Source organism: Vibrio sp. L5-1 (assembly GCF_021728315.1).
GTDB classification, from domain to species: Bacteria; Pseudomonadota; Gammaproteobacteria; order Enterobacterales; family Vibrionaceae; genus Vibrio; species Vibrio splendidus_K.
Map to the genome: position 1 here is coordinate 549793 of NZ_JAKKCQ010000002.1, position 18633 is coordinate 568425.

Sequence of the window (18633 nt, forward strand, 5' to 3'; positions counted from 1 at the left end):
TAGAGTTAGCAACAAAAAGCCCCAACATATGGGGCTTTTTGCATTTTATAGAGGCATCTATTTGTTATTTTTCAGTAATTTCTACTCTCGCTGCTCACCGTCTCTTGTTCACTGCCAGAAAGAGCTTGCTGTTCGGCAGTAATATCAGACTCTTTGAACACAATGAATGCACGACGGTTTAACGCATCGGCTTGCTCTGTTCGCTCATTAATCGCTGGCTGTAACTTACCAAACGACTTCACTTCCCAAATGAACTGCTTAGGGTCGAGTTTGGTTTTGAGGTATTCAACCACCGTTTCGGCGCGGTGCTCGGCCAACTTCTCATTATAAGAGAGCGAACCCGCTTGGTCGGTATGCCCTGCTACCATGATACTGCCTTGCAAGCCACTCAACTGAGCCGTGAAATCATCCAACTGAGTTAAGTCTTCTGGCTTAAGCACTGATTTATCAAAATCAAAGTGCGGCGTCATTGCCATATAAACTTTACGTTCTGGTTTTGGTGGCTCACAGAAAGGCATCTCTTCATACTTCTGAGCTTCTTCAAACACAATAAATGCACGGCGGTTCTCCGCTCGGTCTTTATCTGTCTTACCAAACAGAAGGGGTTGAGTCTCACCAAGGTGTTTCACTTCCCAGTCATATTGCATTGGGTCTAGTTGCCCTTTCAAATAATCTGCGACCGATTTAGCACGGCGCTGTGAAAGACGTTCGTTGTATTCCAGAGAACCTTTGTAGTCAGTATGGCCGACAATCGTGATACGCCCTTTGAGGCCTCTGATCTCTTTAACAAAGGTATCCAAGTTGATCTTGTCGAGGTCGCGTAATTGGTGTTTATCAAAGGCAAAATGCTCTGCGATGGCGATGTGCACCTCACGCTCTGGCGCCAAACACTCGTTGATTAAAAACTTAGACACGTCTATGCCAGCAAACTTGTCTCGGTTCTCCTGACTCACGTACGTGTCGGTTGCACAGCCGGAAAGCAGCAACGTACTCATCACTGCGCTTATTAGGAAAATAATTGTTTTCATCTTACTCTTAACTGTCACTTCGAATTCTCAACTCTTAACTTTCAACCCACTTTTGGGCTGGCTTAGATCTTACCGACTAAGTTAATGAACACACCGGATGCGTCGTAGTCATCATCATTGGTTAAGTCACTATCAAACGCAGAGAAGTTATAACCAATCCCCATTTTGAAGTTCTCGCCGATGTGCTTGTTCACCGAAACTAATGCACCGTGTTCTAGCTCATCGTTGAGAGTGTCTGTTTTCCAGTGGTATTCACCCGTCACATCCCACTCTTTCATCACGCGGTAAGAAGCGCTTAACCCGTATAGGTCGATATCGCTTTTAACCAGCTCATTCGAACCAGACGCTCGTTCAAAAGCTTGCTGTTTGTCTTTGTGCGCGTACTTAGTACCGACATCCCAGTGTTGGTCGATCGAATAGATCGCTTCAACTTCAATGATCTGACTGGTTTCGTCTTGATAATCCACATCGCGATCCAGTTGGTCGTAATCTGCAATATAGGTGTAGCGGCTCAGTAAATTGAGTCGATCGTTGTAGATCGGACGATACGCGAGGCCGCCAGTGGCTTCGGTAAATTGCGCCATGGTTTCGCCCGTAGTCTCGCTTTTGGTAATGGAGTAGTTGTACTTACCGAACAATGTGTACTCTTCCGTTAAGTGATGCGTATAACGGTTGGTCGTCACGATTTGTTGTAGCTCTCGTTGAGCGATGTCAGGGTCGTCTTCACTCTTATCCACTCGATATTCAAATTTGTGACTTAAGGTGATGTCATCTAGGTCAATTGAAGCATTTAAGCTAATAGATTCACGCTCTGTGGTGATGTTCTGGTCATCTTCAATTTCCCCAAGTTGATAACCGATCCCCATCTCGACATCTTCCGTCACATCGTAACCAAAGCCGTACGAGTCTATACGACCGTGGCCATCGTTTTCATCAACGAACTGGTTCTCTTGGTAGAAATCGACACTGCTAGTCAGGTCTGCACGCTGACCAACAATCACGTTGTTTTGGCCTTCGTAGTTATCATCTACATAAGTTACGTAGGTTGAGTGGTCATCGGATACATCGTAAGTCACCGTTGCTTCAGCAACTTGGCCACGGTCGCCGTCGGTGTATTCACCACCCAATGACAAGTCTTCCAATACTTGGAATTCAGCACCAATCGATGCGCTATCGTTCTCGTCGTAGTCATCCGATTGAGAGACTGTGGTTTGGCCTTTAATGTAGACGCTATTGTCACTGTCCCACATGTATTCCAAACGCACACCCGCTAAGGTCGCATCGCTGTGCTCGTCGTTTTGATTAAGCTCTTCAGTTTGTTGCCCCGCCGCAGACACCTTGATGTGCTCAGTGATTTTAATTTGAGTCTCGACCTCAATGGTTTCAGTATCCGCTTCTAAATTGCCGTCGACATCACGCTCTTCATTGGTAGAGAAACGAGATAGAACCGCCAAGCGATCGGTCGCTTGCAAACGAAGTTCTGCACCGTAGGCTTCTTGTTCTAGATCATCGCTACTGCTTGCGTAACTATATCCCGCGTCTTTGTCTCGGTACCAAAGCTTCAGGTCATTACCAACGGCACCAAAAATGGTGGGAGCAAGGTCATAAAGGCTGGTAACAGCTGTGATTTGAACACTGTCACCCTCGCGGTCTTCCAATGTGTCGCCAATTGGTGTAAAGGTTAAACCACCATCGGTAGAGACGAAATTCGACTCGGTTTGCCTACCTTCACTGTGTGCAAATTCAGCTTTAATGTAAGTGCCTTCTGTCGCACGTAACGTTAAGTCGGTGCCGTAAGACTCGTAGTCTTGATTGTCCTTTTCTTGAGTCGCATACGTCACGCCCACGCCAATGTAATCGTTGACCCAACCTTTGGCACGACCACCGTAAGACATCGCATCTAACGAGTCTGAACCTTGAGGAACATACTCATAATCAACAACCAGAAAGTTTTCGTAGTCGTCGCCGTTTTCAATCACGCTGCCAAAGCTGTCGGATAGGATGTTGTCGAGTGGCTTGGTCAAAATAATGCGACCTTGGTACGGGTCAAAGTCATAGTCGACGCCCGGCTCAAGTGGGATTTCATTTTGTACTAGGCCATATTCATCTTTTACTTTTACGTAAACCTTGTCGCTTCCCGGTACCGCTTCGCCGTGGCGAAGAAAATACAGAGAACCGCCCGTACCTAAGAACTCATCATGCGCATACAAGGAGTCAGCTTCTGCCGTAAATCCGACCACGTTCAAGCGGTCTTCACCGTATTGGGTGGTATCGCGAGTGCGGTAATCAGCTTTGAAACCATATAAGCTACGGTTGTAGTCGTTGTTCTCAGTACCGGTTAAACCTGTGTTGTAGTTACCCCACAAGTATTGCGATTTATCGTATTCCACATTGAGGTAAACCTTACCCTTAGTGTTGACCACTTTTTCGATGTTTGAGCTGTCACCATAGTTACCGTAATACAGCTCATCGTCGTCTTCGAGGATATCGAATACATCCGAATCGTCTGATGCGAACGGATGTTTGAACATGTCTTTGATCTCACTTTCTCGAGTATCGAAGTGAGTTGTCACGCGAAGCTTGTCACCAAATTTACCTTGACCAAAGTAGGCTAAACGACCTTGATTATAGATGTCATTTTGATACTGGTCATCGACACTTAATGCATCGCTATTGCCAGAAACATTGTTCTTACCAACATAAAGATCAGCCAAACCCGTTTGCGCGTAATAAGTATCTGGGATACGAACGTACAACTTGTAACGGCGTTCATCACCGTTATCAAACACAACCTTGGTTGGGAAAATATAGGAGTCTGTAGGTAAGTACTGCTCTGCGTATAAGTTGCCGTCTTCAACGTCAAATTCGTCTTCACCGATGATGACCTTATCGACGCCTTTTAAACCGTTACCAATGAATTTGGCTAGGCCTGCATTGGTCGGGATATTGTGACGCATCAGCTTAGCTTGGCCATAGCTTTTGTCTTTGCTCTCTTCATCGTCGTTATCGTTGCGATCGATATCGACTTCAGAATCAGGCTTTACTAAGTCCGTCACACCAACGGTAGTCACATCCATGTTACCATCTTTGTCCCACGCTTTTAGGCGGAACATCAACTGCTCACCAACCGCAAACTGGTAGTCGACATCAGTTTGACCATCCCAGTTGATGTCAGAATCGTTTGCCAGTTTATCGCCATCAAGCACAGCGATTGGCTCAGACAAGCCAAAGTCACCCACACGGTACACTTCCAATTGGTACTTTTTGATGTAGTAACCATAGTTGGTGGTGACGGTGAAACCGACGCTGTCACGCAGTGTGCCTTGTTCGACTTCTAATTCATCACTGACACTGACATCTAATACTGGGTCAAAGCGAGTGATGTCACGGCTTGCCCAAATAGCGCCTTGCTCTAGGTAAATACGTGAGCTGTCTTGGTCTTGATTCGGTTTGGTGATTTCAATGCCAGTCGTCTCAGAACCGAGTTTTTCAAGCTTACCTGTGTCTTTCGCTACCGCCATCACTGGGATGGCAGTCAACACACACGTCGCTAAACGAGACTTACTAAATACTTTCATATAATTTCCAGATACGGTTCCAATGGCTTACTTCTGTTCACTTTCTTGATCTTTGCGATGAACGCTAAAGTTGAACTTGGTGAGCTTGTTCGGGGTAATTCGCAACACTTTCGGGTTTTCGCTCACCACTTCCATAGAGGTGGATAACGAATCAGTGTCCAACTTCACTAGGAAGTTCTTACCTTTCTTATTGAGTACCCATTGGTCGGGCACGTGGTAACGACCGTACTGGTCTGTGTAAATAACGATTCCCTCAACCGTCATCAACTTAACGCCCGGAATACCATCTTCGTAAATACCTTTGTTCTCGATAACGATTTCCCATAGGTAATCCTCGCCATCGCGATATAGGTTTCTGGTTACGTTGAGGTTTTCCGCGCTCAGTCCCTTCTTCTTATCGGATTCATGCTTGAACTGAATCTGACCTTTTGTGTCGAACCCAATACGAGAGCCCGAATCGGTCGTGACATAGAAATCAAAGCTCTGCTGTGTGCGAGTCTTAAATTGAACCACCACTTTGCTGGTTTCTGGCAGTGTTCGGTTTACTGAATGCCCCCAAAGATCGCCAAGATCCAAGCCCTGCTCAAGCCCAGTGGTTATCGCACCATCTTGAACAACAACGTCTTGACCATCACGGATGATGTGTGTCGAGTCAGCGATGTAGCCTTGCGTTGATAGGTTCGCAGTTAACTCAACATCAAAAGCGGTTGCATCAGCTTGGAATCCATCCTTGTTATGATCTTCAAAAACTTTACCGATGATTGATGAGGTATCGAACACCTTGTCCGGCTCTACGGTCACTTTAGCGGTGTCTTCATTGGAAACAGCCGAGCCATCCACTTTCGCGACTGCGGTGTTGATGTAGTCACCAAAGGTGGCACCTACCGATACACGCAATAAGTATCGAATACGTAGCTTCTCGCCCGGATCAAAGTTCAACGAAGTGAACATAAGCTTGCCAGTGTCTGATGGCTCTTGAGAAAGAACCTGATCGTCTTCCGTACCAAACTCACCATCAATACCGCTCAACACCACTTCTGACGTGTCCACGATGTACTTCAAGCCACCTGGGTAACGGTCTTCTACCGCCACGTTCTTAAAGTAAGATTCATTGTTGTTTTCGACGATGATCTCGTACTCAACCGCATCACCGACTTGCGCGGTATCTTGCAGTGCAGATTTAGTCAGCTCCAATTCCCCAGAGTTATCAGGAATCTTCTTGATGTGAGTGGTTACGCTGTCGCTGGTTTCGGTACCGTCAGATTCGGTCGCCGTGAAGGTATTAGTAATGTCGTCATCCAAACCTTTACCTAATGTACCCACCACTTCAAATGCATAGGCATTTCGCTTTTGGGACTTCAGGTTAACGGTAGTGTCTAGGTCTTTGCTCGACGGGAAGCTATGACGCTGAATCACCGAGCCTGTGTCATCGACTTCCACGCCTTCAATCGTCCAGTCAGTAAACACTTTGTTGCCAACGCTATTTTGCAGCTCGCTGATCTCATCAGTGAGTCGCACATTCGCTGCATTACCTAAACCATTGTTGGTCACGGCTAGGTAATAAGTGACACTGTCGTCATCTTCAGTGTATTCAGGTTTGTCTGAACGCTTTTCGACAACCAGATCTGCACCCACTGGCGGTAAATCCAGAGCTGATACTTGGTCTGCCACTGCCTGCATCGAGGTTTCTGATGCCAACATGCCTTTAGAACGAGCACGCATCGTTGGGCTACCGGTTAAATCAAGGTAGTAGCCAAGCACATCGATGTTGGTCAGCATGTCTTCGTTAACTGTCAGGGTGAAGGTGTAATCAATCTTGCCGCCCGGCGCGATATCGACCAAAGTGAATAAGTCTTTGTCATGATCAAACGTACCCGGTTGCGTTTCAGCCCCTTCCGATTTAGCGGTAAGTGTCCAACCATCAAAAGCATTGCTGCGAGAACCGTCGATGTAATCACCCATTGACTCAGAGAACTGGGTGTAAAGCGCGACATCTTTAGCGATGCCACGACCAATGTTTTGTACCACTAAGTGATACTCGACTTGGTCGCCCGGCACGTAATAAGGTGCGTCTGTAAAGAGATCGGCTTGAACAACCGCGGCAACAGTTTGAACCGGAGGGCTAACCACATCACCGCCGTCGACTTGCGCTGTATTGATGATACGCCCAGTCGCAGTATCGACCACGGTACCTTTTGAGCGGAATACAACCGTACCGTGCGGAGCAATATCCACACTGTATTCCGTCGGGCTAACTTGCTCGGTCGTAGTCCCGACCGTGGTTGAGTCAACAACCAAAGAAGTGGTTCCGTCAACCAAAGCAGGCCCAGTGGTACCATCGTAATAGCTCACCTCAATGGTACTCATATCATCGACAACGCTTAGGTCACTGATGTAGTTGTTTGAGGTGTTTTCAATAGTGATCAAGAATTCTAGCTCACCACCCGGTTCATACTCGGTTTGTACGTTGGTTTTCGTCGCAACAAACTCAGAGCCTTTCGGCGTAATGACTACCGTCGAGTCTTGTGGTGTACCGTTGTAAGTGATGGTTGCCGTGTTACTGATATCGCCAATCGCCGTAGTACGAATCAACGCCTTAACGTGGAAAGTCACTGTGCTCTGTGGCGCAACATCCATACTCACATCAATGTCTTCACTGAGGTCGAACGTCTTTGGAGTTACTACGGAGCGATCATCTGAGGCTTCAAAGCTCACTTCCCATAATAGAAATGCCGACTCTTGTTTATCCGCGGTCGTGTCGACTTGAATGTCACTGATGATGTCTTGCAGCTGAACGTCAGAGGCAAAAGCATCAGAACTATTGGTTACCGTTACCTCATAGTTAACCAGCTTGGTCACTTCATAAGATGACGTGTCGACAGTCTTATCGATAGAAACCGTCGCCAACACTGGTGTGCTGGTAACACTGTCATCAAATGTTGTGCCGTCAAAGGTCGCTGATGCGATGTTAGTAATATCGCCTGTCGCAAGCGCATTCGTCGCTACTTGAATCGTAAAAACAATGCTGTCTTGAGGTGCGATATCGAGCGTCTCCTTGAGGTCTTCACCACTGGTTGCGTCTGGTACTGGCGTTTCACCCGTCGTCGATACCGCTGAAATTTGGATTGAAGCAGGATCAAAGGCTTGATTCGTCTCACCACCAGCAATCGTGGTTTCAACCGATTTCAACGCATCTTCAATCACAACATCTTCTGCCCAACCTAAGCCGTTATTTTTAACGGTCACGGTGTATTGAAGTATTTCTCCCGGAAGGTATTCCGTTTTATCAACATCTTTCGTGATCTCAACTTGTGCGTCTTCTGGAATGTAAGTCGCGTCTGCGGTGTATTCACCATCATTGCCAGCCACTTTAACAACGTTAGTGATCTCACCTTTGGCTTTGTCATTCACGGTATTGGTGACAATAAACGAATAGCTATCGCCGGGGTGAATGCTGTAAGTGGCGCTGTAACCTTGAGTGGTATTGGACACATCCTTGCGAGCATTCAGTGTTGGGTCGCCACTACCATCAATCTGTTCATCGCTGATGATCCAATTGCCGGTAAGGGCTTGTTCTTGATCTGGGCTATTAGCCACTTCTGTCATTATGGTATCAATACGATCCGTCAGGACTTGATCCACAAGGTAACCTTCACCTGTGTTAGCCACGGTGATCTTGTAGGAGATAGGTTGACCCGGTTGGTACTTAGCATCAGGCTCGACAATCGGGGTGGCTTCTTTGGTTAGCACCAACTGTCCCGGTTGAGGCGTGATGTACCCCTCTCTTAAGCGAGCAATTTTCGAATCGTCCAAGCCATGTCGTAGGTATGCAGTATTGGTAAAGCGACCAATCGCGTCATCACGCACCTTGCCTTCAACATGGATTCGAACAACCGTGTACTTGTCACCACCGCCAGTGCCCGCATCATCACGACCTGCCATCTTGACTGACTCAGCAGGTAAATCGATGTCTGGACTGTTTTTTCCTATCAGCTTGTCTAACTCTGAGAAATCATTCGCGTTAGGATCAGATGGTGCAGAGTTGTATAAAACATCGTAATCGACACGCCACTCTGTGAGTGCGGTTTGCATTGAACCATCGACCGTTTCGACTTCGAAGCCACTGATGATGTCACGAATCGAAAACAGGCCAGAATCCACATCGTCGTTTGTGATGTCGATGTAGTAATTCACCGTTCCACCCGGTACGTACGTGGGTGTATCTGTCCACTTATCGATTAAGATATTCGAGCGACCGGGGTCAAGTACTATGTCGTTGGTGTCATCGCCGTTCACTTGTGCTGTGTTAGTAATGGTACCTGTTGCCGATGTTGAAACCGTGCCTTTAACATCGAACACGATGCGTTCGCCGGGGCGAAGATCGACAGTCACATCCAACGGGACACTTCCGTTGTAGTCGCCCTGTACGTCATAAGATCCTACCGGTTCAACTGCAATCGCTGTTGCCCAATCAGAGAACGCATCATCGCCATCTTCCGTTTTGATGGTGTGAATCGCATCGATAACGCTCACATCATTTGCGATGCTATCGCCTGTGTTATCTAACGTAACTTGATACTCAACATCACCACGTGGTGCGTAAGTACAACCGCTGCCATCGTTTGAAGGAACAGAACAGCCAGCCGATTCACCATCGGTATAAACCAAGGTTTTGAAGTAATCGAGCTCGGCATCTTTAGGTGGTATCACTTGCGACGTCGCAGAGCCACTTCCTGCGGTCACTTGGTTCGCATCAATCGTGCCCAAAGCGTCGTCACGAACGACACCGGTTAAGTTAAAGGTCAGCACTTCTCCCGCGGCAATATCGATTTCAATATCAAGGTTGCCACTGGTGTTGTAGCTTGGTACATAAGTATCAGCGTTGGCATCAATACCATTGCTGACTTCATGGGTGATATCGCCAGAAACAAAAGCGGATTCCGTTTTACCGCCAATCACTTCGACTTGAATGTCTGTGATTGTGTCTTTGATCTGAATATCATTCGCCCAACCGTTTTCAGGGTTTGTGACTACAAATTCATACTCAACTTCGTCACCCGGAAGATAGGTATCACCACCACTGAACGGGTTGCCGTTGATCGACACCACACGTTTTTCAACACTGGTATTATTTTCAAGCGGCATTAAATTCGCTGTTCGAGCACTACCGTCGTACGTCGCTTTATTTTGAATGTCACCCAATGCATCTTCACGAATTTGAGCATGAATAGTGAACGTTAGGCTTTCTTGAGGCGCGATAACAATTTCGTTATCAATATTGATGTTATTGCCCGGTACGAAATCAATCGCGTCGGTAATAGAGCCTGTCGCAGCCGTTTTATCTAGGCTAACTTCCCAGCCAGCCAAGAACGGTTTTCCAACAGGATCACCACCTGTGGTGGTGCTGTCTTCTGCAATACGAGTTTGAATTTCCGAAATCGCATCTTCTAGGCGAGAACCATATTCAATACCATCACCCGCATTCTTAATCTCAACGCGGTAATAAACCTCACTCTCACCAGAAGCTTGAGAATATTCAGTTTTTTGCGAAGAGAAGCCTGCATCATAAAACGCTTTTTTAGAGAACGTGACTTCAGGATCGGCCATCGTTGATGGTGGCGATACCGCGATCAACTCATTGCCATTGTCTTCGTCGATGAAAGCTTTGTTGGTAAAAGAACCAACCGCTTTCGGACTGATCTTGGCTTTTATGACATAGCGGACAAACGCTGACGATGCAGCTCGGCCAAAGTTGTCTGCCGAGATATCGAAGTGAGTATCAATCGGCTTATTGTCTTGGATTGAGTTATCAACATCTGGGTTGGAAATACCTGAGCTATCAGTGAATGTTTCAATCGTCCAGCTATCAAATGCAGGGCCACGCGTTCCATCAAAGTATTGAGTGTTAATTTGGTCGATGTCATCACGCAAGCTCATATCATCAACGTGGGCGCTTGCAATGTTCTCAATTAAAATTTCATACTCAACATAACCACCTGGCATGTAGTTAGTTGCGCCAACCAGTTCGTTTTCATCCGTGTCGTAATACGCCAGAATGTTCTTTTCAAAATCAACTTTTCGAGCTTCTTGACGAATATCATGAGATATCGTGTCACCATCAACGGTTAGAACGTTAACAACACCACCATTGGCTTTGTCATTGATGGTCGCGACAACTTGGTACTCAAGCTTAGCGCCCATCGGAATATCGGCTTCAACATTTAGGTTACTGTTGGTTGATGTGTAAACATTGCCAGCACCTGCGCCCGCATCCACATACTCAGAATCAGTTCCAGTTGCGATCGATGTGATAGTCCAATCTGAATACGCTGGTCCTGTATTACCATCCACTAAGCTGACCGTAATATCTTCGAGGTTATCGACGATTGGAATATCGTGAGCGTTACCTTTGCCGTCATTTTCAATCACTAAATGATAGGTCACCGTCTGAGCTGGCTCGTACACCACTTCATCAGTCGTTTTATCAAAATCTAAATGGTAATCATCGGGAATCACGACGGTATCTCGGTAATGAATATCACCGACCGCATCCGGTCTTACTGTACCTGTTACTGTGTAAGTCACGTCTTCGCCAGCATCGATATCAATTGAAGTCACAATGTCAGTGTCGTTCGCAACATCACCGTCTTTGGTACCATCGGTTGTACCCGCGTTCGCAGGGTCGCTCTTAGCAACCGCCACCGTAAACTTGTTTGAACCTACCGAATCATCGAAAAATGGATTACCTGAATTGCCGTCTTGTAGCTCCACTGATATGTCATTAATCAGTTCGTTAACGTCAACGTTATTTCGATAACCGTGCCCGTCTTGAGAGTTGTACTTGATGGTATAAGTCAACTGTTCGCCCGGAGAGTAGCGGTTAATGTTAGTTGTGCGAACAACGCCGCCACTGTTATGTACCTGATGGTTTTCAGCCACGGCACGTTTCGCATACTCACAATCGTCAGTACAACCTGCATTATCATCATGTAGCAGCACCGCTTCGTTGCGGATTATGCCGCCGTCTCTGTCAGCGACACCGTTAGATACCGCATTGTCTTTGACATGCGCCTTAATACGCACCGTGACAAAGCTCTTCGCGGGAATTGAAACTGGAAACTCCACATCTTCAGTCGTTTGAGGGCCGAAACCAGAACCAGTATCAACAGACCAATAGTCAAACGGGTTTTGATTAAGAACGTCTTCTACTTCACCATCTTTATCATTCGCTAGCGTAGTAGTGATCTCACTCAGGCGATCCATGAAGATAAGATCGGTCTCATCAGTGTCGCTGTTATTGCCAATAACGATGGTATAGGTGAGATCTTCACCCGGCGTGTAACGAACAACATCGGTCGTTTTGGCTAGTGAAACATTGATGTCATAGGTACTGTGTGAGTTATCTATTTGAGCGGAAGAGCTGTGGTCACGATCCGTGATAGGATCGTAAACATCAACACGATTCGATACTTGTTCTTCTTCATAGTCAGACTTAACAATGCCGCTCACTTCGTAATGAACCCACCCTCCAGGAGTTATATCAACGTCGGTATTGATGTCAGTGTCGTTAGCAATATCACCGTAGCGAGAACCTGGTTTATCAGTGTTGGTTGAACCAACAACAGTCCAACTATCAAAGAAATTAAGTGCTGAAATGCTATCTTGTACCGTTGCGTCATTTGCGTAGCCGATGCCACGGTTATAGATATAAATATCGAACGTAGCGCGCTCACCTACAACAAAATCGGTATTACGAGCTGTCTTAGCGACAACAAGATTAGGTTCATTTGGGTAGGTGCGAACGGTATCCGATAGGTTAGTATCTGGTCCCGTCACTGTTGCGGTATTGGTGAACGCTCCCCAAAGAATCTCGCTGTCGACACTGCGATCGAGTGTCCCAACAATGGTATAGGTAATCGTCGCACCTGGCGGGATCTGAGCGGTGGCATCCAAATCATTATTATCCGAGAACGATCCAGGGTCGGTTACGGCTTTCACCCACGGAGAGTCTGCTTCTCTTTCTGCACTGATCGTCCACGATGAGAACACAGGCTTGGTTTCACCCGGTTCATGCAGTAACTCAGCCTCTATCGTGCTGATTTCATCTTTAATATTGATGTTAGACGCGAAACCATTCCCTTCTGGGTTGGTAACGCTGATTGTATAAGTGACTTCCTTTGTCGTATCGGTGTAAGCGTTTTGTTCATTGTTGCCATCGACACGCTTATCCAAGACTAGGTAATAGTCTCTTGGGTATGAACCTCTGTCGGAATAAAGCACGCTGTCTACCGTCACTTCATTTCGAATCTCATCATCGGCAATCGGGTTTACCACCGCTGCAATGCTGTAGATGATTTTGTCGTGTGGGGCTAGCTTCGCTTCCACATCCAAAATGTTCTTATTGCTCTGATTACCTAAAATTTCACCGCTAAAACCGGGATCACTGTTTATTGAGACTAAGTCATCCGAACCATAAGATTTCGCCGTCACAACCCAGCTCAAATACGCTTTGGTCGTTGTATCATTAATAGACTGAGTCATGACAGAGACTAAATCATCATAAACCGGTACATCAATCGCGTAGCCGTCACCGTTATTCTCTACCGTGATGTCGTAGTTCAGGGTACCGCCAGCTGAGTAGTAACGAGAATCCACTTCTTTTTGGACTTTTAATTTCGAGTTTGGCATTTGAACACCAGAGCCTGACTCGCCTAAATTATCCCCTAAGCACAAGCCCGCATCAGTACCATCATCAACAATTTGACCCACACTGGTATCTGCTACTTTTGCTGTTAACTTGTAATGAACAAAACCTTCAGGTGCCAGATCGACTTTTAGGTTGATGTCGTTCGTAGTCCAAGCTCCATAATTAAATGAGCCATAGTTAGAACCCTCACCGCTGCTCTCATCCACTTCTAGCTTCCATTCAGAGAATGCAGAAGCATTAGTGCCATCGGCTTGTTCTGTCACGATACAAGCAAATTTATCGATCACTTCAATATCGTTGGCGAAGAATTCAGTATCTTTGTTAGAAATAACAATGTCATAGACCACTTCGTTATCACCGACTATCCCCGGAACATAAGTAGTATCAGTGGTGTTCTTATTACGTGTAATTTGACTTGATGACGTCGTCAGAACGCCTTTCGAATCAAGAATATTAGCCAAAGCGTCGCCAGAATCTGCGAGGCCATCAGCATCAACCACTCGGGCTGCAACTTGGGGAATTTGACCAATAGACACAGGGCTAACGTCCACTACAACGGAATAAACAATCTGCTCACCGGGATAGATAGACACTTTGTCTTCTAGTGACTTGTTGGACTCCTTTCCAGATACATTGAGTTCAGAAAGGCTATGAGAACCAATCGAGGTCACTTCATTGGTCCAAAAATCGTAGGGGTTACCAACCGTGTCAGTTGCATTCTTTTCGTTGCTGACATCGTTGCCTAGATCGGTTTCAAGATCCGCAAGAAACTGCTGAACAGAATAATGGTACGCGATACCAGTACTTGCTTGGTTGGCAACCGTGACCGTATAGGAAAACTCATCATCGACTAGGTAGTTATCCGATTGGTTCAAGGTATGTGTCAGGGTGATACTAGGCTCAGTGGGTGGAGTGATAACCTCATCAACTGTAACCAAGTCATCGCGTGTTTCAGCAGTTATGTCGTCATTAACAATGTCGCCGACGAGTTTGTCGGCAACAGTCGTTCGAATTGTGTAGGTGATAGATCCGCCAATATCTATCGATGCATCAGCGACTGACAAGTCCCCTGAAAAACTATAGGTACCCGCATCACTTTCGCCGCCTTGGACCTCGGCAGAGTTCACGTTGTCAGTGAAGGCCTGTTGAAGAACACCATCGATGTCGAATGCCTTGATATCTGAAATAGCATCTTGAACATCAAGCGTTCTAATCACCAAATCGCCAGTATTCGACACCTTGATCGAGTACGTGAGTTCATTCTTCAGTTGGTAGTTTGTCTTGTCTACTGACACCACAACATCATGTTGGTACACACCACGCTGAATGGATTCTGTATTTGATTCAACAGCACCCAACAGTCCAGTGCTCGCACTTGCGACGTTATCGATCGTACCGGCTGCGTCACCAGAAACGGTGGCCACCATGCTATAGGTCACCGATCCACCAGCCGCAATACGTACACCTGATGCATCTAAGTTTCCGAAGCGACTGTAATCACCTGGAGATGAGAGGAAGGAGGATTGCGCTTGAGTCGAGACTTGCGAGAACGCGCTGACATTATTTCCTTGATCATCTGTCGTTAAGATGTTTAACAGCTCATCTTTAACGTCCAACTCAGCGATAGCTTTATCCGACTCATTCGTTAAAACAAGCGTATAAGCCACCTCTTGGTCGTTGTCATAAGACGCACTGTCAACAGACAGATCCATAACAAGACCCGTTGTGTCCGCATAGGAGGCCAATGGAAACAGCAGAATGGATAAGAAAAAGGCAAGATTGTATCTGAACATTAACGCGCACTTCACAGTAGATTGACAAGTGTCTAGGCAAGAAGCCATAGATTTGACGTCACCAATTTGGCACTTAGCCTAATAGGGACATGCGCAACATACAGTTCAAATAATCCGAACAATTAACATCCGTAAAAAACAAATTACTGAAGATGTTAAATAGAGAGTCTGATGTCTAAATTAGAATCAAGACATTGAGTTAATTATCAGAAGGTTAATGTTTTAATGAGTGAGTTTTCACAGTTGTTACGTAACTTCAGAAAGGAACTTCAATTTACACAAACAGAGTTTGCAACCTACTTAAATCAGCTGGACGATGAGTTTAATGCGGTTGACGTTGTAACGATAAATCGCTGGGAAAACAGTAAGGTAAAGCCTAGTGCATACAAAGCACTCAAGATCTTACAGTACCTTGGCGGAGATGTGTTTGAGACAATAAAGAGCTTTAAATCCGAACAAAAAGACACACTAATCGAACTGTTTTTAAACGAATCCTATGGTTCATTTCAAAGTAGAATTTCAGCTCTATCAAGCCTGAATGAACAACAAGGCAGCCGCAGCTTTAAGTCACAGCCTTTAATGTCAGAGCCTTGTGACACTGGCGTTATCGACAGAATCAAACTACTTTCTAAATTCACAAAAGTCGATATTTCGCCACTGAACCAAATTGATTTATATCTCTATTACTGTGAAAAAAAAGCACACGGTCACAAGCTCATCAATACAGATGGCGACATTGTGAGTCACAACGTAGGCTTTTTCTTTGAAGAGCATCAATTCGAGAATTTAAAGACTCAAGAACTAGATCTAAGAATGGCTTGCTCTTTAAATTCAAGCAAAAGCATAAATTATTTTAATATAAGCTCACACTCAGAGACAAAACATCATGTTATTGAGCATATAGTTTCAGATATACAGTTACTTTCTCAGAATGAAAATATAAAAAGATACTCTGTTTTAGTAAAAGATCCCAACATGATGAAACTCTTGAAAGGAGTGGGATTTGAAGTATTCAAATTTTCAGAACCTTCTGCTAAAAAATGTAATATCACATTCAAAAATAAACATTATAGCTACTGTATATTAACGATTGACAAAATAGACTATCTGACTAATCGGAATGTAATGTCACTAATCAAAGATGAATATTCTACCATGATGAAATTTCCGCAATTACTGCGCGAAGCGCGCAAGAAATTGAAGTTAACGCAAAAGGATTTTGCGGCATACATTAATCACTTAGATGATGAATTCAGCTCTGTAGATGTCGTAACGATAAATCGATGGGAAAATAGCAAAGTAAAGCCAAGTAATTACAAAGCCCTAAAGTTATTGGACAGCCTTGGTCTGGACTTGTATACAACGTTGAAATCCTTTGATTCAGAAGATAACGAAGACAGTGCGCTACTTGAAGACTTCCTTCGTGAGAGGTTCTTTTCGTTTCAAAGCCGAATATCGTCTATCACTAAAGGGGAGATAGAAGAAGGCTGCGACTGTCAGATCATGCCATTGATGACAGATCAGAATGACAAAGCAGTAATAGATAGAATAAAGCTGATTTCACAATATACAAAGGTGGATTCTTCAGCCCTTGATACTATCGATCTGTTTCTCTATTGCAGTGAAAAAAAGGCGCATGGCAGAAAAATGGTCAATGTTAATGGTGATATTGTTAGTCATAGCCTAGGTTTTTTCTTCAACGAAGATATATTCGCCCAATACCAGAATAAGAACCTACATATTAAGCAAGCCTGTTCTTTAGAATCCAATCATAACTTAAATTACATTGTGGTTAGCGGTCATTCTGAGAAGCGCGAACAATCTATTGCGAACCTAATTTCCGATATGAAGCTTCTTGCAAGAAACACTAAGATTAAAAAGTATTCCATGATCATAAAAAACCCCAGTGCATTGGACCTTATGAAGAATATCGGATTTGAAATCTATAAGTTTTCTGAACCAACAGAGGAAAAGTCGAACATCACATTTAAAAACAAAAACTATCGCTACTGCGTACTGACTATCGACAAGATTGAATTACTGAGTAACAAGAATGTTATCGCATTCATTAATAAATATGGTTAAGCACCGGATTTTACTAACTATAGAAAGCTTATACTAAATTCTGCTTAAGCTTATCTTCCAACGCTTGAACACAAAGTTTGATGGCGATAGGCGTATTTGAAGCGAATGGGTTTAGCGCATAAACCGTGTTGGTCGGTAGTTGGAAGCTTGGCATCATGTCGACGACTTCATTGGATAACTGAGAGAGGTAGAAATCTGGAATCACACCGATGCCAACGCCAGATTTGATCAAGGCGAGACAACTGTGAAAGGAGTTCGTAATGCAGCTGGCTGGCTGTTGGTAAATAAAGTCTTGTTCATTTTGCGAACTAAAGTGATGAGTCACCTGTTTTCCCTGCCAAGAATTTGCGATGTAAGGAATAGATTCAAGCTCACGACTTCGCATGCTTTCAACACCACATAACACGTCTTTAAATTCACCCAAGCGTTTCTGTTTGAGGTTACTGTCACGAGAACTGCCCACTCGTACTGCGAGATCAATATCGTGTTCCATGAAGTCTAGGTGCTGATCGTCGCTTATCAGTTCTGGTTTTAGCTTCGGATATTGCTTCATCAGATCTGCAATGACGGGTACGACGAGCAAGTCCATCAGAGCATTTGACGCCGTAATACGAATCCGACCTTGGGGCTCTTCTAGCTCAGCTTTCGCCATATCCCAAGCCGATTCAGCGATCACGTTGATGTCTTTGCAACTCAAATAAAAACGCTCCCCCATACTGGTCAGCGATTGCCTGCGTGTTGTGCGCTTAAGAAGAGAAGCGCCTAGCTCTTGTTCTAAGATTTTGAGGTGCTGACTGACGACAGATTTAGACAACTCAAGCTTTTCAGCCGCAGCTGATACTGAACCCTGCTCTACGATATGAGCGAAAATCGACATCTGCTTTAACTTACTCATCTTATTGTTCTCTTTTTACAAACAGTATTTTCTATTATCTCTGTTTTTCAAATCAATTTCCAAGACTAAACTCAATTCAACTTATCGAGATAGCAAATCAAAAAGACAGTGCTCGAAACAAGACTGTTATGGAGAAAGACAATGTTAGACAACCAGATTTTAGAAGCATGTAAGCAAGGCATTAACGCGTGGCAAAAAGCTTTCAACAGCCAAGATGCGAAAGGCTGTGCAGATCAATATACTGAAAGCTGTGTAATGGAAGCGCGTCCGTTTGGTACTTTTGAAGGTCGTGAAGCAATACAGGCGTTTTGGCAAAACATCATCGTTCAAGGCTTCAAAGACGTTGATTACACCGATGTTAAGTGGGAAGAGCACCCAGAAGGCGGCTACATTCTTACGGCTAGCTGGACAATGAACAAAGCGTTTGGTGTTGTGCATCGTGAACATTGGGCATTAGAAGCGGATGGTTGCGCTCGTTTAGTCAGCGATGATTTTGAGGTTCAAGGCGAACGCTAGAGCTGTAATTAAAAGCTAGAAGCTCACAGCT

The 18633-nt window shown here is 45.0% G+C and carries 6 protein-coding genes; 2 read left to right on the forward strand and 4 right to left on the reverse strand.

What is annotated here, in order from left to right; all coding sequences use genetic code 11:
- Positions 1 to 71: 71 nt before the first annotated feature.
- The 3 genes from L3V35_RS09305 to L3V35_RS09315 form a co-directional block, all read right to left on the reverse strand.
- Positions 72 to 1028: an OmpA family protein gene (locus tag L3V35_RS09305; protein WP_237299461.1), complete on the reverse strand. Its 957-nt coding sequence runs from the start codon at positions 1026 to 1028 to the stop codon at positions 72 to 74.
- Positions 1029 to 1090: 62 nt separating this feature from the next.
- Entirely contained in the window at positions 1091 to 4606 is a 3516-nt protein-coding gene (locus L3V35_RS09310) for a hypothetical protein (RefSeq protein ID WP_237299463.1), read from the reverse strand.
- 27 nt (positions 4607 to 4633) lie between these two features.
- Complete coding sequence (locus L3V35_RS09315; RefSeq protein ID WP_237299926.1) at positions 4634 to 15025, reverse strand: DUF11 domain-containing protein; 10392 nt, start codon at positions 15023 to 15025, stop codon at positions 4634 to 4636.
- Positions 15026 to 15331: 306 nt separating this feature from the next.
- Between L3V35_RS09315 and L3V35_RS09320 the strand changes: the two genes are divergently transcribed.
- On the forward strand, positions 15332 to 17191 hold the full coding sequence (locus L3V35_RS09320; protein ID WP_237299465.1) for a helix-turn-helix transcriptional regulator: 1860 nt from the start codon (positions 15332 to 15334) through the stop codon (positions 17189 to 17191).
- Positions 17192 to 17219: 28 nt separating this feature from the next.
- Here the strand turns inward: L3V35_RS09320 and L3V35_RS09325 are convergent, their stop codons facing one another.
- Positions 17220 to 18086: a LysR family transcriptional regulator gene (locus L3V35_RS09325; RefSeq protein ID WP_237299466.1), complete on the reverse strand. Its 867-nt coding sequence runs from the start codon at positions 18084 to 18086 to the stop codon at positions 17220 to 17222.
- A gap of 141 nt (positions 18087 to 18227) precedes the next feature.
- Between L3V35_RS09325 and L3V35_RS09330 the strand changes: the two genes are divergently transcribed.
- Positions 18228 to 18602, forward strand: a complete 375-nt coding sequence (locus L3V35_RS09330; protein WP_237299468.1) for a nuclear transport factor 2 family protein — start codon at positions 18228 to 18230, stop codon at positions 18600 to 18602.
- Positions 18603 to 18633 lie beyond the last annotated feature (31 nt).